This is a genomic window from Roseovarius sp. MBR-154 (assembly GCF_053628595.1).
Map to the genome: position 1 here is coordinate 28,017 of NZ_JBRJGR010000012.1, position 26,617 is coordinate 54,633.

24 protein-coding genes and 2 tRNA genes are annotated in these 26,617 nt (G+C 67.7%); 11 read left to right on the top strand and 15 right to left on the bottom strand.

The genetic code is table 11. From position 1 onward, the window contains the following. Positions 1-22 precede the first annotated feature (22 nt). A complete protein-coding gene (gene hemF, locus ACSSV4_RS14715) occupies positions 23-913 on the top strand; it encodes an oxygen-dependent coproporphyrinogen oxidase (protein WP_454275887.1) in 891 nt (296 codons plus the stop codon). Between the two features lie 15 nt (positions 914-928). Here the strand turns inward: hemF and ACSSV4_RS14720 are convergent, their stop codons facing one another. The 3 genes from ACSSV4_RS14720 to ACSSV4_RS14730 all read right to left on the bottom strand — a co-directional run bounded on the left by ACSSV4_RS14720 (position 929) and on the right by ACSSV4_RS14730 (position 3,398). Beyond that, positions 929-2,341 carry an FAD-binding oxidoreductase gene (locus ACSSV4_RS14720; RefSeq protein WP_454275888.1) on the bottom strand — a complete coding sequence of 471 codons (1,413 nt, stop codon included), beginning with the start codon at positions 2,339-2,341 and terminating at the stop codon, positions 929-931. Between the two features lie 81 nt (positions 2,342-2,422). Beyond that, positions 2,423-2,896, bottom strand: coding sequence for a CoA-binding protein (locus ACSSV4_RS14725; protein ID WP_454275889.1), 474 nt, complete (start codon positions 2,894-2,896; stop codon positions 2,423-2,425). 202 nt (positions 2,897-3,098) lie between these two features. Beyond that, a complete protein-coding gene (locus ACSSV4_RS14730) occupies positions 3,099-3,398 on the bottom strand; it encodes a hypothetical protein (protein WP_454275890.1) in 300 nt (99 codons plus the stop codon). Positions 3,399-3,512: 114 nt separating this feature from the next. Here ACSSV4_RS14730 and ACSSV4_RS14735 point away from each other — a divergent pair, with 114 nt between their 5' ends. Further along, entirely contained in the window at positions 3,513-4,406 is an 894-nt protein-coding gene (locus ACSSV4_RS14735) for a hypothetical protein (RefSeq protein ID WP_454275891.1), read from the top strand. Here ACSSV4_RS14735 and rlmB read toward each other — a convergent pair. Beyond that, entirely contained in the window at positions 4,388-5,164 is a 777-nt protein-coding gene (rlmB, locus tag ACSSV4_RS14740) for a 23S rRNA (guanosine(2251)-2'-O)-methyltransferase RlmB (RefSeq protein ID WP_454275892.1), read from the bottom strand. The two genes, ACSSV4_RS14735 and rlmB, sit on opposite strands and share 19 nt — an antisense overlap. 158 nt (positions 5,165-5,322) lie before the next feature. On the opposite strand from rlmB, the gene ACSSV4_RS14745 reads away from it, so the two are divergent. From ACSSV4_RS14745 to ACSSV4_RS14755, 3 genes are all read left to right on the top strand, one after another. Next, positions 5,323-5,406: transfer RNA gene (locus ACSSV4_RS14745), tRNA-Tyr, on the top strand. Positions 5,407-5,539: 133 nt separating this feature from the next. Continuing rightward, positions 5,540-6,421: an O-methyltransferase gene (locus tag ACSSV4_RS14750; RefSeq protein WP_454275893.1), complete on the top strand. Its 882-nt coding sequence runs from the start codon at positions 5,540-5,542 to the stop codon at positions 6,419-6,421. Between the two features lie 15 nt (positions 6,422-6,436). Further along, positions 6,437-7,441 (top strand): hypothetical protein, encoded by a 1,005-nt coding sequence (locus ACSSV4_RS14755; RefSeq protein WP_454275894.1) that lies wholly within the window; start codon positions 6,437-6,439, stop codon positions 7,439-7,441. An 84-nt stretch (positions 7,442-7,525) separates the two neighbouring features. Here the strand turns inward: ACSSV4_RS14755 and ACSSV4_RS14760 are convergent, their stop codons facing one another. Then, positions 7,526-7,939: a VOC family protein gene (locus ACSSV4_RS14760; RefSeq protein ID WP_454275966.1), complete on the bottom strand. Its 414-nt coding sequence runs from the start codon at positions 7,937-7,939 to the stop codon at positions 7,526-7,528. Positions 7,940-8,023: 84 nt separating this feature from the next. Between ACSSV4_RS14760 and ACSSV4_RS14765 the strand changes: the two genes are divergently transcribed. The 3 genes from ACSSV4_RS14765 to ACSSV4_RS14775 all read left to right on the top strand — a co-directional run bounded on the left by ACSSV4_RS14765 (position 8,024) and on the right by ACSSV4_RS14775 (position 14,078). Continuing rightward, positions 8,024-9,304: an O-acetylhomoserine aminocarboxypropyltransferase/cysteine synthase family protein gene (locus ACSSV4_RS14765; protein WP_454275895.1), complete on the top strand. Its 1,281-nt coding sequence runs from the start codon at positions 8,024-8,026 to the stop codon at positions 9,302-9,304. Positions 9,305-9,635: 331 nt separating this feature from the next. Beyond that, positions 9,636-12,107: a hypothetical protein gene (locus tag ACSSV4_RS14770; RefSeq protein ID WP_454275896.1), complete on the top strand. Its 2,472-nt coding sequence runs from the start codon at positions 9,636-9,638 to the stop codon at positions 12,105-12,107. Between the two features lie 39 nt (positions 12,108-12,146). Beyond that, positions 12,147-14,078, top strand: a complete 1,932-nt coding sequence (locus tag ACSSV4_RS14775) for a cation:proton antiporter domain-containing protein (protein ID WP_454275897.1) — start codon at positions 12,147-12,149, stop codon at positions 14,076-14,078. A 297-nt stretch (positions 14,079-14,375) separates the two neighbouring features. Here ACSSV4_RS14775 and putA read toward each other — a convergent pair whose 3' ends face one another. After that, entirely contained in the window at positions 14,376-17,807 is a 3,432-nt protein-coding gene (putA, locus tag ACSSV4_RS14780) for a bifunctional proline dehydrogenase/L-glutamate gamma-semialdehyde dehydrogenase PutA (protein WP_454275898.1), read from the bottom strand. Positions 17,808-17,912: 105 nt separating this feature from the next. Here putA and ACSSV4_RS14785 point away from each other — a divergent pair, with 105 nt between their 5' ends. The 3 genes from ACSSV4_RS14785 (at position 17,913) to ACSSV4_RS14795 (ending at position 19,125) form a co-directional block, all read left to right on the top strand. Next, positions 17,913-18,392: an Lrp/AsnC family transcriptional regulator gene (locus ACSSV4_RS14785; RefSeq protein ID WP_454275899.1), complete on the top strand. Its 480-nt coding sequence runs from the start codon at positions 17,913-17,915 to the stop codon at positions 18,390-18,392. Positions 18,393-18,423: 31 nt separating this feature from the next. Next, positions 18,424-18,972, top strand: a complete 549-nt coding sequence (locus ACSSV4_RS14790) for a tetratricopeptide repeat protein (RefSeq protein WP_454275900.1) — start codon at positions 18,424-18,426, stop codon at positions 18,970-18,972. Between the two features lie 67 nt (positions 18,973-19,039). Beyond that, a tRNA-Leu gene (locus ACSSV4_RS14795) sits at positions 19,040-19,125 on the top strand. Positions 19,126-19,167: 42 nt separating this feature from the next. On the opposite strand, the gene ACSSV4_RS14800 is transcribed toward ACSSV4_RS14795, so the two are convergent. Genes ACSSV4_RS14800 through ACSSV4_RS14840 form a run of 9 tightly spaced genes read right to left on the bottom strand, consistent with a single transcriptional unit; the run spans position 19,168 to position 26,584 of the window. After that, positions 19,168-20,139: a TonB family protein gene (locus ACSSV4_RS14800; protein WP_454275901.1), complete on the bottom strand. Its 972-nt coding sequence runs from the start codon at positions 20,137-20,139 to the stop codon at positions 19,168-19,170. Beyond that, the gene (locus ACSSV4_RS14805) at positions 20,136-20,519 is read right to left on the bottom strand and encodes an ExbD/TolR family protein (RefSeq protein ID WP_454275902.1); all 384 of its coding nucleotides are present in this window, start codon (positions 20,517-20,519) and stop codon (positions 20,136-20,138) included. The genes ACSSV4_RS14800 and ACSSV4_RS14805 overlap by 4 nt, the downstream gene beginning before the upstream one ends. A 4-nt stretch (positions 20,520-20,523) precedes the next feature. Beyond that, positions 20,524-20,904 (bottom strand): ExbD/TolR family protein, encoded by a 381-nt coding sequence (locus tag ACSSV4_RS14810; RefSeq protein WP_454275903.1) that lies wholly within the window; start codon positions 20,902-20,904, stop codon positions 20,524-20,526. Beyond that, positions 20,901-21,539 (bottom strand): MotA/TolQ/ExbB proton channel family protein, encoded by a 639-nt coding sequence (locus ACSSV4_RS14815; RefSeq protein ID WP_454275904.1) that lies wholly within the window; start codon positions 21,537-21,539, stop codon positions 20,901-20,903. The genes ACSSV4_RS14810 and ACSSV4_RS14815 overlap by 4 nt, the downstream gene beginning before the upstream one ends. Next, positions 21,532-22,188, bottom strand: a complete 657-nt coding sequence (locus ACSSV4_RS14820; protein ID WP_454275905.1) for an adenosylcobinamide amidohydrolase — start codon at positions 22,186-22,188, stop codon at positions 21,532-21,534. The genes ACSSV4_RS14815 and ACSSV4_RS14820 overlap by 8 nt, the downstream gene beginning before the upstream one ends. Beyond that, on the bottom strand, positions 22,185-22,943 hold the full coding sequence (locus ACSSV4_RS14825; RefSeq protein WP_454275906.1) for an ABC transporter ATP-binding protein: 759 nt from the start codon (positions 22,941-22,943) through the stop codon (positions 22,185-22,187). Before ACSSV4_RS14825 ends, ACSSV4_RS14820 begins: the two co-directional genes overlap by 4 nt. After that, the gene (locus ACSSV4_RS14830; protein WP_454275907.1) at positions 22,940-23,923 is read right to left on the bottom strand and encodes a FecCD family ABC transporter permease; all 984 of its coding nucleotides are present in this window, start codon (positions 23,921-23,923) and stop codon (positions 22,940-22,942) included. Before ACSSV4_RS14830 ends, ACSSV4_RS14825 begins: the two co-directional genes overlap by 4 nt. Then, positions 23,920-24,744, bottom strand: a complete 825-nt coding sequence (locus ACSSV4_RS14835) for an ABC transporter substrate-binding protein (protein ID WP_454275908.1) — start codon at positions 24,742-24,744, stop codon at positions 23,920-23,922. The genes ACSSV4_RS14830 and ACSSV4_RS14835 overlap by 4 nt, the downstream gene beginning before the upstream one ends. Positions 24,745-24,760: 16 nt before the next feature. Next, on the bottom strand, positions 24,761-26,584 hold the full coding sequence (locus ACSSV4_RS14840; protein ID WP_454275909.1) for a TonB-dependent receptor plug domain-containing protein: 1,824 nt from the start codon (positions 26,582-26,584) through the stop codon (positions 24,761-24,763). Positions 26,585-26,617: the final 33 nt, after the last annotated feature.

Sequence of the window (26,617 nt, forward strand, 5' to 3'; positions counted from 1 at the left end):
CAAAGAGCCCGAGGATGACCCGATGAGTGACGATTTCACCGAGAAGAAAGCCCGCGCCGCGGCGTGGTTCCGGCATTTGCGCGATCAGATCGTAGCCGCCTTTGAGGGGCTGGAAGACAGCCATGAAAAGGGTCCGTTCGCGGGGGCCGCACCGGGCCGGTTCGAGGTATCCGAGACCAGCCGCGCAAGCGACGACGGCTCGGACGCGGGCGGGGGGCTGATGAGCGTGATGCGCGGGGGACGTGTGTTCGAGAAGGTCGGCGTCAACGTCTCCGAGGTCTACGGCACATTGGGCGAGGCCGCGCAACGGGCGATGGCCGCGCGCGGCGTGCCGGGGATGGAAGACGACCCGCGCTTCTGGGCCTCCGGCATCAGCCTTGTCGCCCATATGCAGAACCCGCATTGCCCGGCGGTACACATGAACACCCGGATGTTCTGGACACCCGGCGCGTGGTGGTTCGGGGGTGGATCGGATCTCAACCCCTGCATCGAATATCCCGAGGACACCGCGCATTTCCACGATCAGCAAAAGGCGCATCTCGCGCCGCATGGCGCAGATCTCTATGCAAGGCTCAAGGACTGGGCGGACGAGTATTTCTACATCCCGCACCGCCACCGGGCGCGAGGTGTAGGCGGCATCTTCATGGATGACCGCAATACCGGCGACTGGGAGGCCGATTTCGCGCTGACGCAGGATATAGGGCGGGCGTTCCTTCCTGCGTTCGTGCCCTTGACCGAACGGCGGCGGGTTCAGTATTTCACCGAAGCCGACAAGGACACCCAGCTCGTGCATCGCGGGCTATATGCGGAATACAACCTCGTCTATGATCGCGGCACCAAGTTCGGGCTGGCCACCGGGCATGACGCCAACGCAGTGCTGATGAGCCTGCCGCCTCTGGCCAAGTGGCACTAGGCACGCGCCGCGCGCTCAGCCACGCAGGACCGCGCCGGGGTTCATGATGCCCTTGGGGTCGAGCGTCGCCTTGATCGCTCGCATCGCCGCCAGCTTTACCGGATCGCTGTAGCGCTCCAGATCCTCGACCTTGAGCCGCCCGATCCCGTGTTCGGCACTGACCGACCCGCCCAATTCGTGCACCAGATCGTGCACCGCCCGTTTGATCGCGTCGCACTCTGCCATGTGATCGGCGCGGGTGCGCCCGGGCGCGGGAAAGACGTTGTAGTGCAGGTTGCCGTCGCCCAGATGTCCGAAACAGTTGATCCTGAAACCGCCGATCTTGCCGATGACCCCGGCCCCGCGCGCGATGAACTCGGGGATCTCCGACATCGGCAATGATATGTCATGCGAACTGACCGACCCGATCCGCCGGTTTGCCTCGGGGATCTGCTCGCGCACCTCCCAGAACGCATGCCGCTGCGCCTCGGATTGCGCGATCATGCCATCGCTCACCAGCCCCGCCTTGAACGCCTCAGAGAAAAGCGCCTCAAGGGCCGCCGCCGGATCAAGCCCCCGCGCCAAACCCACATCGATCAGCACGAACCACTCGGGCATCTCGTCGAACGGCTGACGGATGTCTGGCAGCGTTTCGGCCAGAAATTCCAGCCCCTGCCGGTGCATAATCTCGAAGGCGCTCACGCCCTCGCCCAGATGATCGCGCGCCAGTGCCAGCAGGTCGAGCGCCGCGCGCGGCCCCGCGACAGACATCAGCGCCGTGCCCTCGCCATGCGGGCGCGGATAGAGCTTGAGCGCGGCCGCCGTGATCACCCCCAGCGTGCCCTCGGACCCCACCAGCAGGTTGCGCAGATCGTAGCCGGTATTGTCCTTGCGCAGCCGCCGGAGCCCGTGCCAGATCCGTCCGTCGGGCAGCACCGCCTCCAGCCCCAGGCACAGATCCCGCGCATTGCCATAGCGCAGCACATTGACCCCGCCCGCATTGGTCCCCAGAAGGCCGCCCAAACGCGCCGAGCCCTTGGCGGCAATCGACAGCGGAAAGAGCCGGTTCGCTGCCTGCGCCGCGTCGTGAATATCCTGCAGGATCGCACCCGCCTCGACGATCATCACGTTCTCTTCCGGCCAGAGCCCGCGCACCGCGCGCATCCGCTCGAGGCTCAGGATCACCGGCATCGGGCCCTCGGAGGCGATCTGCCCGCCGACAAGGCCGGTGCCGCCGCCATAGGGCACCACCGGCACATGCGCCGCGCCGCAGGCGCGGACCAGATGCGCCACGCCCTCCGCCGTGTCGGGCGCCACCACTTGGCCCTTCCCCTGCCAGCGACCCCGCGGCTCCTCGAAGTATCGCGGCGCGGCCTCGCGAAAGGCCGCATCTGACAGGCCCGCGCGCAGGCTGTCGATGAAATTGGGTGTGGCGGAATTGAGCGTCATGGCTCCTAGCTATCATAGGCCCGGCCCGAGGCCAGCACGTTCCGCTGCTTCACTGTTCCAAAAATACTCAAAAAAATTCGGTTACAGCTTCGAAGAGATGACCCCGGTATTGAAGCCGCCCATTCGCAACTCGCCGAAGAGCCGCTGATACTCGATCTTCGGGCAGCGGTTCATCACGACATCGACGTCGCGCGCCCGCGCGCGAGCGGCAGACTCAGGGTGTTCCACCCCGATCTGCATCCAGATCGTCTGCAACCCGGGAAACACCTCCAGCGCCTCGTCGACCAATGGCGGCACATGTTCCGAGCGGCGGAACAGGTCAACCATGTCGACCCCGCCGTCGATGTCGGACAGCGATGCCACCACCTTTTGCCCGAACAGCATCTGCCCGGCATGGCCCGGATTGACCGGCACCACCTCGAATTTCTTGAGGCTCAGGTAGCGCGCCACATAATAGGACGGGCGCACCGGGTTCATCGACACGCCTACCACCGCCACGCGCCGCGTGCGGGTCAGGATCTCGCGCAGATGGGAATCACTATACCTCTCACTCATGGCCGCCATTAATCACGAACCGGTCCAAGAAAAAAGCGCCCAAGTCGAAGCTTGGGCGCCAGTCGCGGAACGAGGGACAGTGATAGAAGACGCCGAGGTTCCGTATCGACGCCTCTAATAGACATGTAGGTCCGATTCTCAGGATATAAAGGGTATGTAATATAGCTGTGACTGGCGGTGATCTGGCGGCCAGCGGCCTTGATCAGTCGAAAATATCTTCGACCACATCCCAGATTTCCTCGAGCATGCGGCGCCCGAGCCCCTTGCGCCGCTTGCGCGGACGCTGTGGACGCATGGACGGCACGTCATCGCGATACTCCTGCCGTGGCAGCGGCATCGGACGCGCTGCGGTGCGGGCGCGCTGCACCTTGGACTTGGGGATCGCCTTCATGTCATGCAGCGGCGCACCACAGCTGGAGCAGGCCAGCTCATGCCGGTCCCGGTCCAGCACCAGCGCGGCGCGCGTGCCGCAGTAATTGCAAGTGGCGATCTTGTGACCCATGCGCCTCATATCGGTCAATCGCGCGGAATTTCCAAGGGCCGACTCCGCGAAACCGTCGCCCGGACGCGCCAGGCATGCTAGGGTTGTGGTATTTCCGCGCAAGGATTTTCCCCGATGACCGACCAGCCAGAGCCGATTTCGACATCCGCCGCACGCCAGCGAGAGGATCTGCCCTTCATGATCGACCTGCGCCGCGTCCATCTTGCGGTGGGCTGGATCGCCTTCGGACTGCCGCTGTCGCTTCTGGCGCTCTCATTCTCGCCGGGCATCTGCTTTCATGGGTCGATCAGCCATTTCTATTTCACCCCGGTCGGTGGCGATATCCTCGTGGGCGCGCTGAGTTTCATCGGGCTTTTGCTGATCTGTCTCTACTCTTTCGACGCGCCGGGCTGCGTCGGCACGCGCGCCTGGCACTGGTATGACATCGTGCTGCTCCGTCTGGCGGGATTTGCCGCTCTCGGCGTTGCCTTCGTACCGACGACCGGATCTGGTTGCCGCTTTGATGGCGTGCACAATGCGCGGGTGCTGCTGCGCGATGCCACCGGGGCGCAGGATTTCCCGCTACCGGGAGGCAGCGTCGAGGGTCAGTTATCCTTCGATTTCTGGTCCAGCCTGCTGAATCGCGCCACCTCGCCGGGGTTTCCGCTCGATCTCGTTCATTACGGGTCGGCGGCGGCGATGTTTCTCATTCTGGCCTATGTGGTGTTGTCGGTGTTCACGCGGGTGAATTCCCAGGCCGCCGTTCAGGGTGGCAACCGCAAAGCGCTGCGCAATGGCTGTTACCGCGTTTTGGGCCGGGTGATTCTCGCCACGGTCGCCATTCTCGCCTTCAAACTCGTGGTGATCGGAGAGGAGAGCGGTTTTGCCCGGTTCTGGGACAGCTATCGCCTGACCTTCGTGTTCGAGGCAACAGGCCTCATCGCCTTCGGCCTCGCCTGGATGATCAAGGGCCGCTTCCTGCTGGTGTTCGAGGATGCCGCCGCCCGCGCTCAGCCGCGCGCGGCATAAAGCGCGACGGCAGCGGCGTTCGACACGTTGAGCGAGCCGAAATCGCTGGCGAATTCGATGCGCACCAGCGCATCGACAGTTTCGCGCGTGCGCGGGCGCAGCCCCGGCCCCTCGGCCCCCAGCACCAGCGCCACGGGCCGGTCGCGGCGGCCCTCGAGCGCGCTCTCGATGCTCGCCTCGGCCTCACCGGCCAGGCCGAGCACGACATAGCCCATTCCCTGCAACTCGGTGATCGCATCGGCGAGGTTGCGCACCCGCAGATAGGGCTGGCGTTCCAGCGCGCCGCTCGCGGTCTTGGCCAGCGCCCCGGTCTCGGGGGCGGCATGGTGGCGCGGCGCGATCACCGCCCGCGCGCCGAACACCTCCGCCGAGCGCAGGATCGCACCCACGTTATGCGGATCGGTCACCCGGTCAAGCAGCACCACGCGCGGCGCCTGCGCGCCGTCACCCAGACAGACCTCCGAGAGCGGCCCCCAGTCGAGCGGCTTCACTTCCAGCGCCGCACCCTGGTGCACCGAGCCGGGATCGAGCGGCGCGGGAAACTTGCGCGGATCGGCCATTTCCGGCTCCAGCCCGCTTGCCGCAATGGCCTCTGAGAGCTTGTCGGCGGCATTGCGAGTCACGATCAACCGCAGCTTTTCACGGCGAGGATTCTCCAGCGCGTCGCGCACCGCGTGCAGGCCGAAGAGCCACAGCGTCTCGGCCGCCGCCGCCCGCCGCCCCTGTTCCTTCTCGATCACCCAACGGGGTTTTTTCATGCGCTTCACGCCCCTCTTTTCAGGCGCGTGACCCTGCACCGGCGCGCGCGCATGTGCAAGCGATTTTCCGGTTGACGCCTGCGCGGGCCGCTAGTAATCAGCCCTCCACGTCTGGTGCTCAGCACCGGGCAACGTCGGGTGCGCAGCGCCGGACAAGTGGGCGACAGGCCGCAAGGTGTGGCAGGGGACTGTAACTCCCTCGCGGAGACGCACGCCAGGTTCGATTCCTGGGTCGCCCACCACTTTCCCCTATCTGATCGCACGATCCGGGCAAGCCGCCACGCTTGCCGCTTGAGCGCGCGCGGTAAATCCGTCATGGTCCGGCAGCAACATGGTCGGGCGCGGCATCCGACAACGAAGCGGGGGACAGATCACATGCTCAAGAGCGCGGGCAAACGCCTAAAAAGAACCGTCAAGACCGTCGTACCGGCCGGGCTGCGGCGCGACATCAAGGTCCGCAAGGCACGGGCGGCGCTCGACCGCCTGCCGAAGGTCAGTTGTGATCCTTCCGCACTCCGGCCCACATCCCAGATCGATCTGACCGCCATCTGGCAGGATGCTGAGACCGCCGAGGCATGGGCCGAGATCGCGCCCCGGCTGGAGGACCATGCCAGGATGGCCCCTCCGGCGGCGCGCACCGATGGCAATCGCGGCGTCAATCCCGGGGACAGACGGGCGATCTTTCACCTCGTGCGGCACCTGCAACCGGCACGCGTGCTGGAGATCGGCACCAATGTCGGCTTCTCGACGCTGCATATCGCGGCGGCGATGCCCGCCAAGTGCCGGATTACGACGGTCGATATCATCGACGTTAACGATCCCTCAGAGCAGCCCTGGGCCGATAGCGGCCTGCTGCCCTATCTGCCGCGCGACCTGCTCGCGGCGGCGGGTTTTGGCGACCGCGTGGATTTCGTGAAGCGCAACTCGCTGGATTTTCTCGAGGCCGAGACGGGCAGGGCGGCGGGATACGATCTGATCTTTCTCGATGGCAGCCACGCGGCGGAGGTGGTCTATCGCGAGATTCCGCTCGCCCTTCAGGCGCTGGCCCCCGGAGGCGTGATCCTGCTGCATGACTATTATCCGGATCATCGCTGGCTGTGGGACAACAAGGTCGTGATCCCGGGACCCTGTCTTGCCGTGGAACGGCTGCGCGCCGAAGGCGTGCCGGTCGAGGTGCTGCCCGGCGGCACGCTGCCCTGGCCCACCAAGCTGGGCAGCCATGTGACCAGCCTCGCCCTGATGGCCCGAGCGGGCTGACGCGGGGGCAGTGACATGGCGCGGGCCGACCTCGCAAAGGCGTCCTTCAACATCATGATAGTCGGGCAGGGCGGGCGGCTGGAATACGAGGCGCTGCTCTTTGCAGCCTCGTTGCGCGCGATGTCGCCGGGGTTTGAAGGCCGTCTCTTCGTGGCCGAGCCGCAGCCGAGCCCGCTCTGGCGCAACGATCCCCGCATGAAAAGCGCCGAGGTGCGCGCCCGGCTCGACGCTCTGGGGGCCGAGACCCTGCCCTTCGAGAGCCGCCATTTCGGCCACGCCTACCCCTATGGCAACAAGATCGAGGCGCTTTTCGCGCTGCCCGAAGGCGAACCTTTCGTGTTCTTCGACACCGACACGCTGATCACCGGAGACCTTGCGGCGGTGCCCTTCGATTTCGACCGCCCCACCGCGTCGTTGCGGCGCAGCGGCACCTGGCCCGAGCCCGAGCTTTACGGCCCCGGCTATACGGGCATCTGGCGCGCGCTCTATGACAAGTTCGGGCTGGATTTTCAAAGCTCGCTCGATCTGAGCCAGCCCGATGAATACTGGAAGCGTTATCTCTATTTCAACGCGGGCTTTTTCTTCTATCGCTGCCCGCATGTTTTCGGGCAGCGGTTTCTCGACTATGCGCTTGCGATCCGCGACGATGCCCCGCCGGAACTGGTGTGTCAGTCGCTCGATCCGTGGCTCGATCAGGTGGCCTTGCCGCTGGTCATCCACGCGCTTGGCGGCGGGCGCGACACGCTGCCCGAGGGTCTGCTCGATGGCGAGGTGAGCTGTCACTACCGTACCCTGCCGCTACTTTATGCCCGCGAGAGCGACCGGGTGATCGCGGTGCTGGAAGAAGTGGCAAGCCCGCACAAGATCAAGAAGGCGCTCAAGGAATACGACGCCATCAAGCGGATGATCTACCAGGGGCGCGGGGCGAAGGTGCGCGCACTCTTCGATCAGGACGACCTGCCGCGCCGCGAACAGGCGATCCGCAACACGATCAAGCGCAACGGCTTCTGGATGCGGTAGGGGGTGTGGGTGTTTTGGCCCGGCGATCACGCGGCACCTTCGGTGCGTTTCGCGCGGAATGCGGCAACGGCAGCTTCAGGCCCTTCACCCCGCAAAAACCGCCTCCATGTCGGCAAAACCCTTGAGTTCCACCGGGTTGCCCGAGGGGTCGCGAAAGAACATGGTCCATTGCTCGCCCGGCTCGTCCTCGAACCGCACCGAGGGCGGGATCACGAAATCGACCTCCGACGCGCTCAGCCGCCCGGCCACGCGCTGCCACTGGGACAGGGGCAGCACCACGCCGAAATGCGGCATCGGCACCATGTGATCGCCGACCTTGCCCGTGGCCTCGGTGGCAAGGGGCGTGCCCAGATGCAACGATAGCTGATGTCCGAAGAAATCGAAATCTACCCAGGTCTCGGTCGAGCGCCCCTCGACCGCGCCCAGAAGCCCGCCATAAAAGCGGCGCGCCGCGTCGAGATCGGTCACGTTGATTGCCAAGTGAAACGGATGCGCCATGTCGAAACTCCTCATGCCTGTTGCGGGGCACCTTTCAATGGCTTAACCCGGTTTGCAAGTATTTCCCAAGGGAGGATCCTTTCGATGGCTTATGGTTTCGACACGTTGCAAATTCATGCGGGCGCGCGGCCCGATCCGGCGACGGGCGCGCGGCAGGTGCCGATTTATCAGACGACCGCCTATGTGTTCCGCGATGCCGAGCACGCGGCGGCGCTCTTCAACCTGCAGGAGGTGGGCTATATCTATTCGCGCCTGACCAACCCGACGGTGGCCGCGTTGCAGGAACGCGTTGCGACGCTGGAAGGGGGGGCCGGTGCGGTCTGTTGTTCCTCGGGGCATGCGGCGCAGATCATGGCGCTCTTTCCGCTGATGGGGCCGGGGCTGAATGTGGTGGTCTCCACCCGGCTCTATGGCGGGTCGATCACGCAATTCAGCCAGACGATCAAGCGGTTCGGCTGGTCGGCGCGCTTTGTCGATTTCGATGATCTCGACGCCGTCGCGGCGGCCATCGACGAGGATACCCGGGCGGTGTTCTGTGAATCCATCGCGAACCCTGGCGGCTATATCACTGATCTTGATGCGATTTCTGCCATCGCGGACAAGGCGGGGCTGCCGCTGATCGTCGACAACACCTCGGCCACGCCCTATCTGTGCCGCCCGATCGAGCATGGCGCGACGCTGGTGGTGCATTCGATGACCAAGTTCCTCACCGGCAACGGCACCGTGACGGGGGGCTGCGTGGTGGATTCGGGACAGTTCGACTGGTCGGCCTCGGGCAAATTCCCGTCGCTCAGCGAGCCGGAAGCGGCCTATCACGGGCTCAAGTTCCACGAGACCTTCGGGCCCCTCGCCTTTACTTTCCACGGCATCGCCGTGGGGCTGCGCGATCTGGGCATGACGCTCAACCCGCAGGCGGCGCATTACACGCTGATGGGGATCGAGACGCTCAGCTTGCGGATGCAGCGGCATTGCGAAAATGCCGAGCGTGTTGCGGGCTGGCTGGAAAAACATGAAGCTGTGGAGGGGGTTACCTATGCCGGTCTGCCGTCCTCGCCGTGGCATGACCGGGTCGCGCGGATCTGCCCCAAGGGTGCGGGGGGCCTGTTCACCGTGGCGCTCAAGGGCGGCTATGAGGCCTGTGTCAAGCTGGTCGACAGCCTTGAGCTCTTCAGCCATGTGGCCAATCTCGGGGACACCCGCAGCCTGATCATCCATTCGGCCTCGACCACGCACCGGCAACTGACCGAGGAGCAGCAGGTCGCGGCGGGGGCGGCACCCAATGTGGTGCGGATTTCCATCGGGATCGAGGATGCCGATGACATCATCGCCGATCTGGAGCAGGCGCTGGCGAAAGCGGCGGGCTGAGCCGCGCTGCGCGTTGGTTAACGAAACCTGACCCGGGGCGTGCGCGACGCGCGAATCGGGGCAGGATTCGCCTGATTAACAAGGGTGATCCGCGATTTTTCGGCGGTCTGCATCGCGTCGGTATCCTGTCGGTATCGCGACGGTGCCGATGCGGCGAGGCGGCGGGTTAAGAGAGCGCCCGCAGGATGACACGGCAATTCGGCGAGGTTGTTTGGAGGGCAGCCGGTATTCACCCTGCTCAACCCTTTGCCTCGGCGATTTGGTGCTGTAGGATCGCGCTTCAACAGCGGGAGACTCCCGTATGATCCCGAGCGGTGTTACAGCGTTGCGCATGAGACCGAATTTTGCCCTGTCCCTGTCCTTCGACGGTATCAGCCTGCTGCACCGCGCAGGCCCGTCGGGCTGGCATCTGGTGGGCGAGGTGGCGCTGGATTGTGAAGATCTGAGCGCGGAACTCGCGGCCCTGCGTGAGAAGGCCGCAGCGCTCGACCCTTCGGGCCTCTCGACCAAGCTGGTCATTCCCGACGCGCAGATCCGCTATCTCGACCTGCCCGCGAGCAGCGCGCCCTATGGCGATTACGACGCGGCAGCGGCGGAGGCGCTCGACGGAGCGACGCCCTATGCGCTGGACGATCTGGCCTTTGACTGGAATGTCGAGGGCGCGCGGCTCTACGTGGCGGCGGTGGCGCGCGAGACGCTGGAGGAGGCCGAAGCCTTCGCCACCGAGCACGGGTTCAATCCCGTCAGTTTTGTGGCGCGGCCGGAAAGCGATGGTTTCGGCACCGAGCCGTTCTTTGGCGAGACCAGCCACGCCACGGAGCCGGTGGAGCGCGATGTGGAGCGGATCGAGATCCTCGGTGCCGCGCATCTTCCCGAACCGAAAGCACTGGACGCGGACAAGACGGACGCCTCGCAACCGCCTGAGGCGCAGGACGCAACCGAGACGCAGGTGTCAGACGCGGGCACGTCCGAGGCAGAGGGTGCGCCGGGGGCCGAGAACGACAAGCCCGCCGCGAGCGGCGTGCCTGCCTTTGCCTCGATCCGGGCGGAGCGCGGGGCCGACCGGTCCGGCGCGCCGAAACTGACCGGTGCGGCGCGTGGTGCCCCGGATGTTCCGGCGAAGACGCCATCGCCCGCGGCGCGTGAAACCGAGGCCACGCCCGGTCCCGGTCCTGCGGTTGCGAGCCTTGCGCCTCTGCCCGAGGACAGCGACCGGCCCGGGCGCGCCGAACACTCGGGCGCGATCAGCTTTTTCTCGCGGCGCGCGGATCGGGCGGCGCCCACCGGCCATGCGCCTGAACCAGTCGCCGCCGGGACGCGCGCCACATCGGGCCCCACCGCCATCGCCGCCGCTCCTACCGGCCCCGGTTTTGGCACCCCCGAGGACGAAGCCGAACGCATGACCATCTTCGGCGCGCGCGACACGCAGCGCGCCGGGCGCGGCAAGCCGCGATTTCTGGGGCTGATTCTGACGGTTGTGCTGTTGATTCTGCTGGCCGGGGTTGCGGCCTGGGCGGCGATCTTTCCCGAGTCGGGGCTGGCGCGTCTCATCCGCGGGAGTGAGGTGGAAATCGCCCTCACCCCGGATATTCCGGAGCTTGCCGCGCCCGCAGAGACGTCACCCGCGCCCCAGACCCCGGCCCAGGAGCCTGCGACCGACCCGTCTTCGCCCGATACTCTGGTCGAGCCCGAGGTCGCGCTTGTGCTGGAACCGGAGGTTGAGCCGGAAACCGATCCGCAGCCGCAGCAGATGGCCGCGCCCGAGCCGGTCGTCGAGCCCGCGCCTGAGACGCCCGGGCAGGAGGCCGCGCCGTCCGGGCCCCCGACCCCCGAAGAGGCCCGCGCCCGCTATGTCGTGACCGGCATCTGGCAGCTCCCGCCAGAGCCGCCGCTCGAGCCCGAGGCCGGGCATCTCGATGATTTCTACCTCACCTCCATCGACGAGGATGTGCCCGCGAGCGACGCCGTGGCCCTGCCCGCCGCGCCAGATTTGCAGGCCGATGCAAGACCCGCGACACCCGCCGTGCCCGCGCCGCCCGGCACCGAATTCACGATTGACGCGCGCGGGCTGGTGGTGGCGACGCCGGAAGGGGCGCTGACCCCGGAAAACGTGCTGGTGCGGGCTGGTCCGCCGCCGCTGATCCCGCCTGACATGCCGACCCGCGCCGTGCCGGTGCCGGGTCTTGCGCTGACCGCCGAGGCGGCGGAGGAACTGGAACGGCTAAACGATATCCGCCCCCGGACCCGGCCCACCGACCTGATCGAACAGCAGGAACGCGGCGCGCTGGGCGGGCGCAGCCGGATCGAACTGGCAGGTCTGCGCCCCCGGCCTCGTCCCGAGGCGATCGCGCAGGCTGCTGCGGCGACCGTGGCACCCGATGCCGTGACCGCCGCCCTTGCCGAGGCGGTGGAGGACGCCGCGCCCGAACCGGGTGCCACGCCGCAGGCTGTCGCCGCCTCGCTCAAGCCGCAGCCGCGCCCGGAAGGTTTCCAGAGGATTGTGCGCGAGGCTCCGCAGCAGACTGCCGCCGCCGCGACCGTCGCCCCGCGCATTCCAAGCTCTGCCTCGGTTGCGCGCAGCGCCACCAATCAGAACGCGATCAACATGCGTCAGGTCAATCTGATCGGCGTCTATGGCAGCCCGTCCAATCGCCGCGCGCTGGTGCGGCTGGCAAACGGGCGCTATCAAAAGGTGCAGGTTGGCGACAGAATGGACGGCGGGCAGGTCTCGGCCATCGGCGACAGCGAATTGCGCTACAATAAACGCGGGCGGGATGTGGTGTTGCGGATGCCGAAGGGCTAGGCTGCGATCACCTTGCACCCTCTGACCCGGTAGGCCCCGATGGAAGGTTTCCTGTTCCAAGCCACGATCCTGCTTGCCGCGATGGTGATCGCCGTGCCGATCGCCTCGCGTCTGGGGTTTGGCTCGGTTCTGGGATATCTCGCCGCCGGGATCGTCATCGGGCCGATTGCCGGGCTGTTCGGCGGGCATCAGACCACCGAGTTGCAGCATGTGGCGGAATTCGGCGTGGTGATGATGTTGTTTCTCATCGGGCTGGAGCTGGAGCCGCGCGCACTGTGGGACATGCGCCACCGGCTGCTGGGGCTGGGCGGCCTGCAGATCACGCTGACCACGCTGGCGGTGATGGGCGGGGCAATGTATTTCGGGCAGGGCTGGAGCGTGGCGCTCGCCATCGGGATGATCTTTGCGCTGTCGTCCACCGCGATCGTATTGCAGACCCTGTCGGAAAAGGGGCTGATGCAGATGGGCGGCGGGCGGTCGTCCTTCTCGGTATTGCTGACGCAGGATATCGCGGTCATTCCGATGCTGGCCTTTCTGCCGCTGCTGGCGCTGCCCAAGGGCGCCGATGCGGTGCTGGGCGGTGTGCTGATGCGCGGGACCGAAAGCGCTGCGGCGCATGGCGAGACCCCAGCCGCGCCGCATGAGGCCGCGCAAAGTTTCATCGCCAGCCTGCCGGGCTGGGGCGCGACGCTGGTCACCATCGCGGCGGTGGCGGCGATCATTCTGACGGGGGTCTATCTCACCCGGCCGGTGTTCCGGTTCATTCACGCCGCGCGGCTGCGCGAGATGTATACCGCGCTGGCGTTGCTGATCGTGGTGGGCATCTCGTTCCTGATGATGCTGGTCGGGCTGTCGCCTGCGCTGGGCGCGTTCCTTGCGGGTGTGGTGCTGGCCAACAGCGAATTCCGGCACGAGCTGGAGAGCGATCTTGCGCCGTTCAAGGGGCTGCTCCTGGGGCTGTTCTTCATCACCGTGGGGGCGGGGATCAATTTCGAGGTGCTGTTCGGTGCGCCGGTCATGATCGTCGGCATGGCGGTGGCGCTGATCGTCGTCAAGGGGGTCATCCTCTACGGGCTGGGGCGCATCTTTGCGTTGCGCGGGCGCGATCTGTGGCTATTCACGCTGTCGCTGGCGCAGGCGGGGGAATTCGGCTTCGTGCTGGTGTCGTTTTCCAATCAGCAGGATGTGTTGCCGCGCGGCATGGGCGAGATCCTGCTGCTGGTGATCGCGCTCACCATGCTGATCACGCCGCTCCTGTTCATCCTCTATGACTGGCTGTCCAAGCGCATGACCGACAGCGCCGAGATGCCCGAGGCCGACGAGATCGACAGCACCGGGCCGGTGATCATCGCGGGGATCGGGCGGTTCGGGCAGGTGGTCAACCGGCTGGTGCGCTCGAGCGGGTTCGAGACGGTGGTGCTGGACCACGATCTGACCGCGATCCAGAGTATGCGGCGCTTTGGGGTCAAGGGGTTCTTTGGTGATCCGACACGACCGGATCTCTTGCACGCGGCGGGGCTGGCGGAGGCGCGCATCCTTGTGGTGGCGCTCGACAATCCGGATGCTGCCGTTCGGCTGGTATCGTTCGCGCGCCGGGAGCGGCCCGACCTGCATATCATCGCCCGCGCCCGCGACCGGACGCATGTGTTCCGGCTCTATCAGGCGGGCGCGAATGACATCGTGCGCGAGCTTTTCGACAGTTCGCTGCGGGCGGGGCGCTATGTGCTGGAGAACATGGGGCTGACCGATTTCGAGGCGGCGGAGGTCGAAAAGACCTTTTATCAGCATGACCGGCAATCGGTGCGCGAACTGGCCGCGCTCTGGGATCCCGATACGCCGACCCTGGAGAACGCGGCCTATATGGAGCGCGCGCGGGAACTGGAGGAAGAGTTGCAGACGATGCTTCTGTCGCAACTGGAAGCAAATGGGGAGGTCGCGCGCGAGGCGGGGGAGCCAAAGCGGGAGAGTTAGCAAGTCGGGCGCGAGGAGGGCCTGGAGTGGACCTTGGCGGTTATAGAGCTAAGCCGTGCGGTGCCCGACCGCGGGTGGGCGCGGCACCCTTTCCGGAAGGCACTTTATATCAGCCCAATACTTCCGCGTTTTCAATTACTTGATACGTGGCAATAGCGCCCGACCGGGGGCCGTCGGACGCTGCGCGGCGGCGCGTGCCGCGCCTTGATTCCGCGCATTGGCACCAAGGTTAAACGGCAGCTCCAGGCCATTTGCCGCGCCACCGCCCTGTTCGTGTCGAACCGCGTCCGCTCACCTTCAGGACATGCCCCCCAGCAGCGCCGCATTGCCGCCCGCCGCCGTGGTGTCGACGCAGACGTGGCGTTCAAGCAGGGCGTGGCCGGTGTCGGGCGTCCCGGTGATCAGCGGCAGGATCGGTCCGGAGCGGTCGGCGAGGGCCTGCGCATAGGCGCGGGCGTCGCGCTCGTCGCCCCACCAGAGCGCCCCCGAGAGCCCGCCCATGGTCTTGAGGGCGTGCGGATCGACGCGGCCCGATGCCTCGACCGCGACACCGCCGAGATCGCGCACGGCACGCGCCTGTGCCGCTGCCGCCTCCTTGCCCGGCCCGAGGCAGAGCAGTGCGGGGCGCAGATGCGTCGTCAGCCGGTTCGATTCCCCGGTGGGGCCCGGCAGGAGGAGATCCTGCCGCGGGCTTCGCGGTGCCGCGTTGGCGGCGTCGAGCGCCTTTTGCACGGCGGCGACGGGCATCGCCGCGTCCCATTTCTCACCCGCGACAGGCGCGGGATGCGCGCAGAACCGTGTCAGGTAATGCGGCCCGCCCGCCTTGGGGCCGGTGCCCGACATGCCCTCGCCGCCAAACGGCTGGCTGCCCACGATGGCCCCGATCTGGTTGCGGTTGACATAGATATTGCCCGCATGCACTGCCTCGGTCACGTGTTGAACGCGGTCGTCGATCCGGGTCATCAGACCGAAGGTGAGGCCATAGCCGGTGGCGTTGATCGCACCGATCACCTTGTCGAGGTTGCGCGCCTTGAAGGTGGCGAGATGCAGGACCGGGCCGAAGATCTCACGCTCGATATCCTCGATTCCGCCGACCTTGATCAGCGTGGGCGCGATGAATGTCCCGGCATTCGGGGTCTTGAGCACGTGCAACAGCCGCCCGTCGGCGCGGGCCTGCTGGATATGTTCGGCAATCCCGGCGCGGGCCTCTTCGTCGATCACCGGGCCGCAATCGGTCGAGAGGTGCCAGGGGTGGCCGACATGCAGCGCGTCCATCGCGCCGGTGAGCATCTCGGTAAAGCCCTCGGCGATGTCCTCCTGCACGTAAAGACAGCGCAGCGCCGAGCAGCGTTGCCCGGCGGATTGGAAGGCGCTCTCGACGATCGCCTGCACCGCCTGTTCGGGCAGGGCGGTGCTGTCGACGATCATCGCGTTCATCCCGCCTGTCTCGGCGATGAGCGGCGCGCCGGGGGTGAGGTGCTTGACCATTGCGCTACGGATTTTCAGGGCGGTGTCGGTCGAGCCGGTAAAGGCCACGCCGCCGACGCGCGCGTCAGAGGTGAGCGCCGCACCGACCTGTCCCGCGCCGGGCAGGAGTTGGCACGCCGTCTCGGGCACGCCCGCGCGGTGCATCAGGCGCACGGCCAGATGCGCGATGAGCGGGGTCTGCTCGGCGGGTTTCGACAGGACCGCGTTGCCTGCGGCCAAAGCCGCCGCGATCTGGCCGGTGAAGATGGCGAGCGGGAAGTTCCAGGGGCTGATGCAGGTGAAGGTGCCGATGGGTGCGCCCTCTGGCGCATTGGCTGCGTAGTAGCGCAGGAAATCCACCGCCTCGCGCAGTTCCGCCACAGCGTCGGGGATGGATTTCCCGGCCTCGCGGTGCAGGATCGCGAAAACCTCGCCGTAGTTTTCCTCGTAGAGATCGGCCACTTTGTTGAGGATCTTGGCGCGCTCGGTTGCCGTGGCCTGCCACGGCTTGGCCGCTGCGAGCGCCGTTTCGATATCCGCCGCCGAGGCCCAGGCGACGGTGCCGGGGCTGTCGGCGGGATCGGCGGGGTTCTCGACGCGCTCGGGCGTCTCGGGCTGCGCCTTGCCCGCGAGCAGCGGCGCGGCCTCCCATTGGTGCGAGGCATAGGGCGCGCGCGCCGCCTCGATGGCGTCGAGCGTCGGCTGATGGGTCAGATCGAACCCGCGCGAATTGGGCCGTTCGGGCTGGAACAGGTCCGGCCCGGTCGGCAGGTGCGGGGTGGGATCATTCACCGCCTCGAACGGGTCGCGCGCGACGGTTTCGGGGGCCACATCCTCATCCACGATCTGGTTGACGAAGCTGGAATTGGCCCCGTTCTCGAGCAGGCGGCGCACCAGATAGGCCAGCAGATCGCGATGCGCGCCGACGGGGGCGTAGATGCGGCAGCGCGTGCCCTCGGATTTCAGGATGATGTCATGCAGCGCCTCGCCCATGCCGTGCAGGCGCTGGAACTCGAAGGTGGATTTATCCGTCGCCATGTCGAGGATCGCCGCCGCCGTGTGGGCGTTGTGGGTGGCGAATTGCGGATAGATGCGGTCGGTCATCGCCAAGAGCTTGCGCGCGTTGGCGATGTAGCTGATATCGGTCGCGGGTTTGGAGGTGAAGACCGGGAAGCCGTCGACGCCTTCGACCTGCGCGCGCTTGATCTCGGTGTCCCAATAGGCGCCCTTCACGAGCCGCACCATGATCCGGCGGTCGAGTTTTGTGGCCAGATCGTGCAGGTGGTCGAGCACATGGGCGGCGCGTTGCCCGTAGGCCTGCACCACCACGCCGAACCCGTCCCAACCGGCCAGCGCAGGCTCCGAGAGCACGCTCTCGATCACGTCGAGCGAGAGCGCGAGGCGGTCGGCCTCCTCGGCGTCGATGTTGAGGCCCATCTTGGCGGATTTCGCAAGCAGGGCGAGTGAGCGCAGGCGCGGCACGAGGATGTTCATCACCTCGTCGCGCTGTGCCACCTCGTAGCGCGGATGCAGCGCCGAGAGTTTCACGGAAATGCCGGGATTGTCGCGGATGTCCTTGTTGGTGCAGGCATTGGCGATGGCGCTGATCGCGCGGGAATAGCTGAGGTGATAGCGGGTGGCGTCGGCATCGGTGCGCGCGGCCTCGCCCAGCATGTCGTAGGAATAGGAGTAGCCCTTCTTCTCCATCCCCGCCGCGCGGTCCATCGCGGCCTGAATGGTCTCACCCAGCACGAACTGACGGCCCATTTCCTTCATCGCGCGGCCCACGGCGGTGCGGATCACCGGCTCGCCCAAACGTTTTATGGCGCCGCGCAGATGGCCGACCGGGCCGGGGTGTTCGTCCTTGAGCACCTTGCCGGTCAGCATCAAGGCCCAGGTCGAGGCGTTGACCAGCGGCGAGGTCGAATGGCCCATATGCTTGCCCCAGTCCGAGGGCGCGATCTTGTCCTCGATCAGCGCGTCGATCGTGTCGGCATCGGGCACCCGCAAGAGCGCCTCGGCCAGGCACATCAGCGCGATACCCTCGTCGGTCGAGAGGCCGTATTCGGCCAGAAACACCTCCATCAGCCCGGTATCGGAGCGGCGGCGAATGTCGCGCACCAATTGCGCGGCACGGGTGCAGATGCGCGCGCGGTCCTCGGGCGAGAGGGCGGCGATCTCGGTCAGGCGGGCCAGCGTCTCGGCTTCGTCGGCATAGGTGCCAAGGTCGATGGCGCGGCGGATATCGGTATCATATGGCATGGTTGCTCCCCCATGAGTGGTTGGGTGATGCTACCATCATTGTGTAAGTGACTTTTCCCGATTAGAGTTCAAACAGAGGCCAGTCGCATCGAATTGGAGAGAGAAGTGGATCAAAGTGAACAGCTTGATCTTGACCGGTTCGACCGGGCGATTCTGCGGGCTCTGGCGGGGGACGGGCGGATCAGTGTCACCGATCTGGCCAAGGCGATCGGCCTGTCGAAATCGCCTACGCAGGCGCGGCTGCGGCGGCTGGAGCGGGACGGGGTGATCACCGGCTACCGCGCGCTTTTCGATCCGATCCGGCTGGGGCTGGATCACGTCAGTTTCGTCGAGGTGCGGCTGCATGACACGCGCGAGGCAGCCTTGGCCGAGTTCAACGCCGCCGTCTGCAAGGTGCCCGAGATCGAGCAGGTGCATCTCATCGCCGGGAATTTCGACTATCTGCTGAAGATCCGCACGCAGAGCATGGCCGATTACCGCCGGGTTCTGGCCGAGCATATTTCGGGCCTGCCGCATCTGGCCAATACCTCGACCTATGTGGCGATGCAGGCGGTGAAGGAAAACGCGCTGTCGGACGTGATTTGACCTGCGCGCCGTCTGCGTCATTATAGGACGGATGAGATTTGCCCTGACCGCCTTTGCTCTGATGGCTGGACCGGCCCTTGCCGAGAGTTGCCCCGCGCCGCCCGATCACCGCGCGGCCATCGCTGGTTTGATTGAGCAGGTGCAGGAAGCCGAGGACGAGCGCAGCGCGCGGCGTATTTCAAACGAGATGTGGAAATATTGGGCCGATGCCCCGGACGCGCGTGCGCAGGACCTGCTCGACGAGGGCATGACGCGGCGCGAGGCCTATGATTTCGCCGGTGCCGTGGATGCGTTCGATGCGCTCATTGCCTACTGCCCGGACTATGCCGAGGGCTACAATCAGCGCGCCTTCGTCAATTTCATCCGTCAGGATTATGCGGCGGCGCTGCCGGATCTGGAACGAGCGCTGGAATTGTCACCGCGCCATATCGCGGCGATGACCGGGCAGGCGCTGACACTTGTGGCGTTGCAGCGCCCGGGCGAGGCGGCGCTGATCCTGCGCCGTGCACTCGACCTCAACCCGTGGCTGGTCGAGCGGCATCTGCTGCCGGGGCTTGAGGCGCTGGAAGACGATATCTGACGCGCCGCTTTGGCTTTACACCCCGGACAAAGCGGATATGGTCCGCGCGCGTCCGACGCCGCCCCTTGCCCGCGTGGTGGAATGGTAGACACAGGAGACTTAAAATCTCCAGGCCGAAAGGCCGTGCCGGTTCGAGTCCGGCCGCGGGCACCAGGGGGCCACGGGCGCGGGGATGCGCCGGTCGCTCGGTCTGCCTTATCTGCGGAACGCCACCGGCAGGTTGAAGGCGTGGCTCTCGCCGGGCAATTGCGTGGGTTTCGAGGGCAGGCGGGCGCGCTGCACCGCCTGAAGCGCCGCCGCGTCGAGCGCGCGGTCGCCCGAGGATTGCCGCACCTTCGCCGCAAGGAGTTGCCCCGCGCCCGAGACAGTGAGCGTCAGATGTACCGTGCCGCTTGCGCGGGTGCCGCGCGGATAGCGTTTCTGCCGCTCGATGCGGGCTCGGATGCCGCCGCCCCACTGGGCCATGAGGCTGGTGCGGGTGGCGTGATCAAGGGTCGCGGAGGGCGCAGAGTTGGCCGTGCCGCCCGCCGTTTGCCCGCCCGTGCCGCGCGCCACTTCCCTGGGGCGGGCGGCGCTCGATTGCGCGGGCTGCCGGCTCGGGTTCGCGCGCTCGGGCCGCGCCACAGGGCGGACGCGGGGCAGGGCGGGGCTGGTGTCGGCGACGGGCGGGGCGTCGGTCGACGTGGGGGGGGTGAGCCGGGCTGTCACCTCGGGGCGCGTGGGTGCGCGGTCATCGGTGCGCGCCGGGCGCGGTGCATCTGCCTGCGTTTCGGGCGCTTGTCTGCGGGGCGCGCGGTCGCTGAGCTCTGGCCTGGGCAGCGGCGGGGGGGCGGCCTCGACCTGTGGCAGGTCCGGGGCGGGGGCGGCCATTTGCGGCGCCGTGGGCGTGGCCGCCGTCCGGGGTGCGGGGTCGGGGTGCTGCGCGGCCGGGGTTGCGTCGGGGCGCATCGGCGGCGCGGGCTGTACCGCCTGCTGCATCATCTCGACCGGGCGCTGCCAGGCCTCGACCAGCGCGGCCATCTGCGCGCTTGATGCCTCGAGCGTGACGCTTTCGCTGCCTTGCGCGCCGCCCGCGCCGCTGTGGCCTCCGGGGGCGGCGGTCCAGACCCCGGCATGCACGGCGGCGGCAAGCGCGAGGAAGCCGGTGAATTCCAGACCGCGGATCATGGCGCCCCCGTCAGGAGTTCGATCTCGGCGATGCCGCGTGCCGCGAGTTCCGGCAGCAGCCGCGTAAGCGCCTGCGCCTCGAGCCGCGCATCGGCGCGGATTTGAAGGGGGGTGTCAGGCACGGCGCGGGCCGCAATCGCGTCATAGACCGCCTCGCCGCGTGCGGCGTTGAAGGCGAGCCGCCCCTGCGCATCCATATAGAGCGTGTCGGCGGGCCGGGCCGCGTTGTCGCTGGCACTTTCGGGCAGGGTCACGTCGAAAGGCGCGGGCGGGGTGATCTGCGCGCTCATCAGGAAGAAGATCAGCAGCAGAAAGACCACGTTGATCATTGGCACGATGGCCTCGGAGGGGCGGCGGCGTCTGGGGGTGGCGAAGTCCATGGGCCTACTCCACCACGATCAGTCGCGTGAGCCCGGCGGCGCGCAAGGCGTCGGTCACGGCGATCAGCGATTGCAGGTCGGCGCCTGCTTCGGGGCGCAGCACAACGGCGTCTCCGGTGTCGTCCATCAGCGGGACGAGGGTGGCGGGCAGGGTGTCGAGCGTCACGGGGGTTCCGTTGAGCGTGAGCCCCTCCGCCGCGATGCCGATCAGGCGGGGCGGGCCGTCATAGGTGGCGTTGCCGCTGCCGCCGGTGGACAAGGGCAGCGTCATGTCGTGGCCGAAACGTGCGGCCAGCATGAAGAACACCAACAGCAGGAACACCACGTCGATCATCGGCGTGAGGCTGGGGCGGCGGGGCGCGCGGGGCTGGCCGAAGCTCATCATGGCTGGCCCCCATTGCGCGGGGTGGTGAAGATGCGGGTGGCCGCGTCTTCCATATCGGCCTGCACGTGGTCGGCGACGCTTTCGAACCATGTCAGCGCCATCGAGGCGGGGATCGCCACCGCCATGCCTGCGGCCGTGGTCAGCAGCGCCTCCCATATGCCGCCGGCGAGGATCGAGGGATCGGCGCTGTTGCCGCTGTCCTGCAACGCCTGAAAGGCGGCAATCATGCCCAAGACCGTGCCCAGGAGGCCCACGAGCGGCGCGATGGTGGCGATGAGTTCGAGCGCGCGCAGGCCGGAGCGTGCCTCGTTCAGCAGCGATTTGGCGATGCGGGTGGTGTCCTCACGCGCTTCGCGCTCGCCCCAATGCGGGGCCGTGGCCGCCTCCATCGCGGCGAGGGCCAGGCGCGCGCGCAAGCTGCGGCGCGGACGCAGGAGGGCCGTGGCCTCGGCGCCCTGCCCGTGCTGCCAGAGGGCCACCGCGCGGTCGGTCACCGCCCCGGACCACGCGCCGGTCAGCAAGAGCCGCCAGATCTTCCACAGGATCAGCGCCAAGGTCAGCACCGAGAGCGCCGCGATCACCCAGAGCGCCGGGCCGCCGCGATCCAGAAATCCGATGAGCGCGGTGCTATCCATGCTGCGCCTCCTGTGCCGGTCGGGTCCATGCCTGCGCGCCCTGGCGCACCGCGTCAAGCACGGCGCGGCCCACCGCCTCGCCCGCCTCGGTGTGCAGGCCTGCGTAGCGCGTCGGGCCTTCGGGTGCGGCGATGGCGATGCAATCGGTGCCGGTGCCGGTGGCGATGCCGGTGGCAAGGCGCAGCCCGGTCTCGGCGATGGCGACGGTGCGGGCCTGCGTGGCGATGCTCATCGCCTCGAGCCGGGCGGCGTCGGTCAGGCCGGTCTCCAGCGTCACCGCGATGTTGATCGTGCCCCAGCCATGCGCGGCAGGGGGCAGGCGGCGGCCCACGCGCTCGGCATTCGACAGGCCGACGGTGGCCACGGCGCGGGCGGTGACGGCACCCGCCGTGGCGCGCGCCTCGCAATAGGTGCCGATATCGCAGGAGGTGAGGAAGCAGACCGCATCGCGGGCCTGCCGCGCGGCAAGGTCACGGTCGAGCCAAGCCTCGACATCGAGATCCTCGGGCAGGTCGGCATTGCGCACCTCGCGCCACAGGATGCGCCGCGTCCGCACCCGACCGGGGCGGTTCACCGCCCAGCTGAGCACCGGCATGTCGCGGCCCAGATCGAGCGACAGCCACGGGCGATCCAGGTGCAGGCGGCTCATCGGGTCACCTCGAGCGGTTGAAAGACGGGGCCCTGCGGCGTGTGCGCGTAATGCGCCGAGACATGGAAGATGCGCGCAAGGTTGTCGGGTGTCAAAACGGCATCGGGGGGGCCGTCGGCGGCAATGCCGCCCTCGCCCAGCAGAATGAGCCGGGTGCAATGGCGCGCGGCCAGCCCCAGATCGTGGATCGAGACGATGACGGCGCGGCCTGCCTCTGCCAGCCCGGCAAAGACCTCCATCGTGGAGATTTGATTGGCCGGATCAAGCCCCGCGATCGGCTCGTCGGCCATCAGGAGCGGGGTGTCCTGTGCCAGCGCCCGCGCGATCAGCATCATCGCCTGTTCGCCGCCCGAAAGACGGGTGGCGGTGCGGTGGCGCAGGGCGTCGAGCCCCATCGTGGTGAGGGCCGCATCGACATGGGCGCGGTCGGCCGCGCTGATGCCCTGCAGCCCGGACAGGTGCGGGGTGCGGCCCAAGGCGACCAGCGTCTCGACGCTGACCGGCCAGGCGATATCGCGTGCCTGCGGCATCCAGGCGGCGGCGCGGCCACGGTCGCGGGGCGTGAGGGTGGCAAGGCTGCTCTGCCCGCTATGTGGCACAAGCCCGAGGATCGCGCGCAAGAGCGTCGTCTTGCCCGCACCGTTGGGGCCAATGAGGCCGACGCATTCGCGTGGCCCGACGCGGAAGCTGACATCGCTCAGGACCGGACGCGCGCGCAGCCGCACCGAGAGGCTATCGACGCTGAGCAGGGTCATGCCATCTCCGCCCGTGTCTTGTAGATCAGGTGCAGGAAGAGCGGTGCGCCGACGAGGGCTGTGAGCACGCCCAATTTCAGGTCGCGCTCGGGCAGGACCAGCCGCACGGCGAGATCGGCGGCGAGCACCATCGCCGCCCCGCCAAGCGCCGAGGCCCAGAGCAGCCGCGAGGGCCGTGCGCCCACCAGCGGGCGCAGCAGATGCGGCACCACGAGGCCGACAAAGCCGATGGCGCCCGCCACGGCGGTCGCCGCGCCCACCACGCAGGCGGTGCCGACCACCAGCGTCAGGCGCAGGCGGGTGAGGCGGATGCCCATGGCCTCTGCCGCGTCCTCGCCCAATGTCAGCGCATCGAGCCCGCGCCCGAGGGTCGCAAGCCCGACCCAGCCGAGCGCCATCAGCGGCAGCGCCAGCCAGACATGCGTCATCGAGCGGTCGGCGAGCGAGCCCATCATCCAGAACACGATTTCCGAGGCCGCATAGGGATTGGGCGACAGGTTGAGCACCAGCGAGGTGAGCGCGGCGGCGAGCGCCGAAATGGCGATGCCCGCGAGAATGAGCGTGATCGACGCGCCGCGCGGCCCGGCCAGCATCAGCACCAGCAAGACGCCGGTGCCCGCGCCCGCAAGCGCCGCCAGCGGCAGGCCGAGGGTGAAGGCGGCGGCAAGCCCGGTATGGATGGCGATCACCGCGCCGAGCGCGGCGGAGCCCGACACGCCGATGAGGCCCGGCTCGGCCAGCGGGTTGCGCAGGTAGCCCTGCATCGCGGCCCCGGCGAGGCCGAGGCTTGCGCCGATCATCAGGCCCAGAAGCGCACGCGGCAGGCGGATTTCGCGCATCACCAGCGGCAGGGGGCCGTCACCGCCGAGAATCAGCGCCGAGAGGTCCGAGAGGGCGGAGGTCTCCGACGGCCCGGTGGTGAGCGAGGCCGCGAAGAGCACCGCGACGAGGGCCGAGAGGGCGAGGGCAAGGCGGCTCATTGCCCGCCCTCCGGCATTGCGCGGCGCGCGTCGGTCAGGCGCTCGACCGCGTTCAGCACATGCGGCGTGCCGCAGATCCAGTCGGGCGAGGTGATGCGCAGCCCGGCGCGCCCCTTGCGCAGCGCCTCGAGCGCGGGATGGCCCAGCACCGCCTCGGAGCGCGAGGCACCGGGCAGGGGGGCGGCACTGATCAACAGATCGGGGGCTGCCATGACCAGCTGTTCCAGCGGCAGCGTGCCGCCGCCGCGATGGCCAAGCTCTGCGGCGAGATTGCGAAAGCCTGCGGCGCGCAGGATGTCATCGGCCAGCGTACCGCCGCCGAGCGTGTAGCCATTGGGATGGTAGAGCGCGGCGCGCGGGCGGGGGCCAGCCTCGGCCTCAAGCGCGGCCAGACGTGCGTCAAAGCGGGCGATCAGCGCCGCGCCCTCCTCCTCGCGCCCCAGAGCGCGGGCCATCTGCGCGATGCGGTCGCGGGTGTCGGTCAGCGACTTGGCGGTGTCGAACTGTTCCACCCGAAGCCCGACGCGGCGCAGCATCTGCACCGTCGCGGGATCGGTGTAGGCCCCGGCGACAACCAGGTCGGGGGCCAGCAGATAGACCTCTTCGGCGCGGCCCTCATTGACCGGATAGCCGCGCGCGGCACCGGCCATGGCGGAACTGTGCGGATCGGCGGCCAGATCGGAAACCGAGACAAGCTGACCGGGGGCGGCCAGCAGCATCGCCAGCTGATCGGTGCACAGGTTGATCGACACGACCCGGCGCGGGGCCGGGTCAGCCCCGGCCTCGGTTGCGGTCACGGCCCCCGCAAAGGCGAGGGCCACGCCAAGCGATATGAGCCTAGAAAGACGCACGCAGCCCCACGAAGGCCGAACGCCCGGCGGTGTTGAACCCGCCCGCCGTCTCGTAATCCTCGTCAAAGAGGTTCTCGATGCGGATATAGGCGGTGGCGCTGTCGGTGATCGCGTGGCTCAGCCCGGCGCCCACAAGGGTATAGTCGCCCACCTTGTTGTTCGCGGGCGCAAAGGCGCTCGGGGTCACACCGGCCACGTGACGGACATCGAAGCCGCCCGACAGGCGGTCGGTCAGGTCGGCATCGAGCCCGATGACGGCGTCATGCTTGGGCGTGCGGGTGAGTTGCTGACCGCCATTGCGCGCGCGGGTATAGGTATAGTTGCCGAAGACGGTGAGAAAGGCGTTGATATCGGCCTCGCCCGCGAGTTCGAGCCCCTTGGAGGTGGTCTCGCCCGGCACCTGCCCGAAACAGCCGAAACCCGAGCCGCAGGCGGTCGCGCCCGGGTCGAAGTCGATCAGATCGTCGACGGTGATGTGAAACAGCGTGGCCTCGATCCGGGCATTGGCGAAGCTGCGCTCGACACCGATCTCGAAGCTTTCGCTGTCCTCGGGCTTGAGCGTCGGATCGCCGAAGGCGCTGAACCGCTCGAAGAGCGAGGGCGCGCGAAAGCCGGTGCCTGCGACGGCGCGCAGCGCCCAGCCCTCGGCGGGCCGCCAGACGGCGGCGGCGCGCCCCGTGAGCTTGCCGCCGAAATCGCCGTCCTCGTCATGGCGCAGCGCCAGCGAGATATCGAGCGTATCGGTTGCGGGCAAAAGCCATTCCGCCGTCACGGCGAGATTGTCGTTGGTGCCGCGCGTCGGCTGCGCGGTAAAGCGTTCCTCGGTATATTCCAGCCCGCCGGTCAGGCTGCCCGCGCGGCCCACTTCGAGGGTGCCGAGATAGCTGATCTCGTCGCGCTCGCCGGTAAAACGCGGGGTGAAGGCGCCGGGCGAGGTGTCGCGCCGGTCGATGTCGAAATAGGCATAGGACAGCTCGTGGCTGACCGGGCCGGTGCGCAGCCGGGCAAAGCCGCGCAGGCCCAGTTCCTCGGTCTGGATCTGGCCTGCCGTCGCGGTCAGGCTGGGATCGAAATCGGCCTCGCCGTCGCGGTAGATCACGGTGCCGCCGACTGTGAGCGCGTCGGTCGCGTCGAATTCGCCCGAGAGCGTGAGCATGTCCTGCGTAAACCCGTCATCCTCGGGGTCGCCCGCGCGGGCCGAGAATCCGTCGCTGTCGACACGGTTGTAGCTCAGCGCCACCTCGCCGCGTGCGCCGCGATAGCCGAGGCTGAGCGCGCCGGTCTTGGTGTCGAAGGCGCCCGCCTCGGCGCGCACCTCGCCCGACAGGCCGTCGCGGTCGGGTCGCCAAGTGGTGATATCGACCACCCCGCCGATCGCCTCGGAGCCGTAGAGCGCCGATTGCGAGCCCTTGAGCACCTCGATCCGCCCAAGGCTCGCGCCGGTGAGGCCGCCGAAATTGAACTGGTTCTGCGTGCCCGACGGATCGGACATGTCGATGCCGTTGATCCGCACCCCGACATAGCGCGCGGGCAGCCCGCGCAGCTGGATCGAGGACGAGCTCCCGAGCGGGCCGTTGCTGGTCGAATTGACGCCCGGCAGCCGGTCGAGCCGGTTGGTGAGCGCGGTGTCGGAGGTCTCGGCCTCGCGCCCGTCGATGACCTCGACCGAGGCGCCGGTGCGGGCGAGTTCCTGGGGGGTGAGGCTGCCCGACACGGTGATCGTGTCGAGATCGAAGGCGTCCTGCGCAAGGGCGGGGGCGGTGCAGAGCGCGCAGAGCGCGCAAAGGGCGGTGGTTCTGAGATATGTCATTTACTGTCCCTCAATACCGGTCTCCGGCATCGG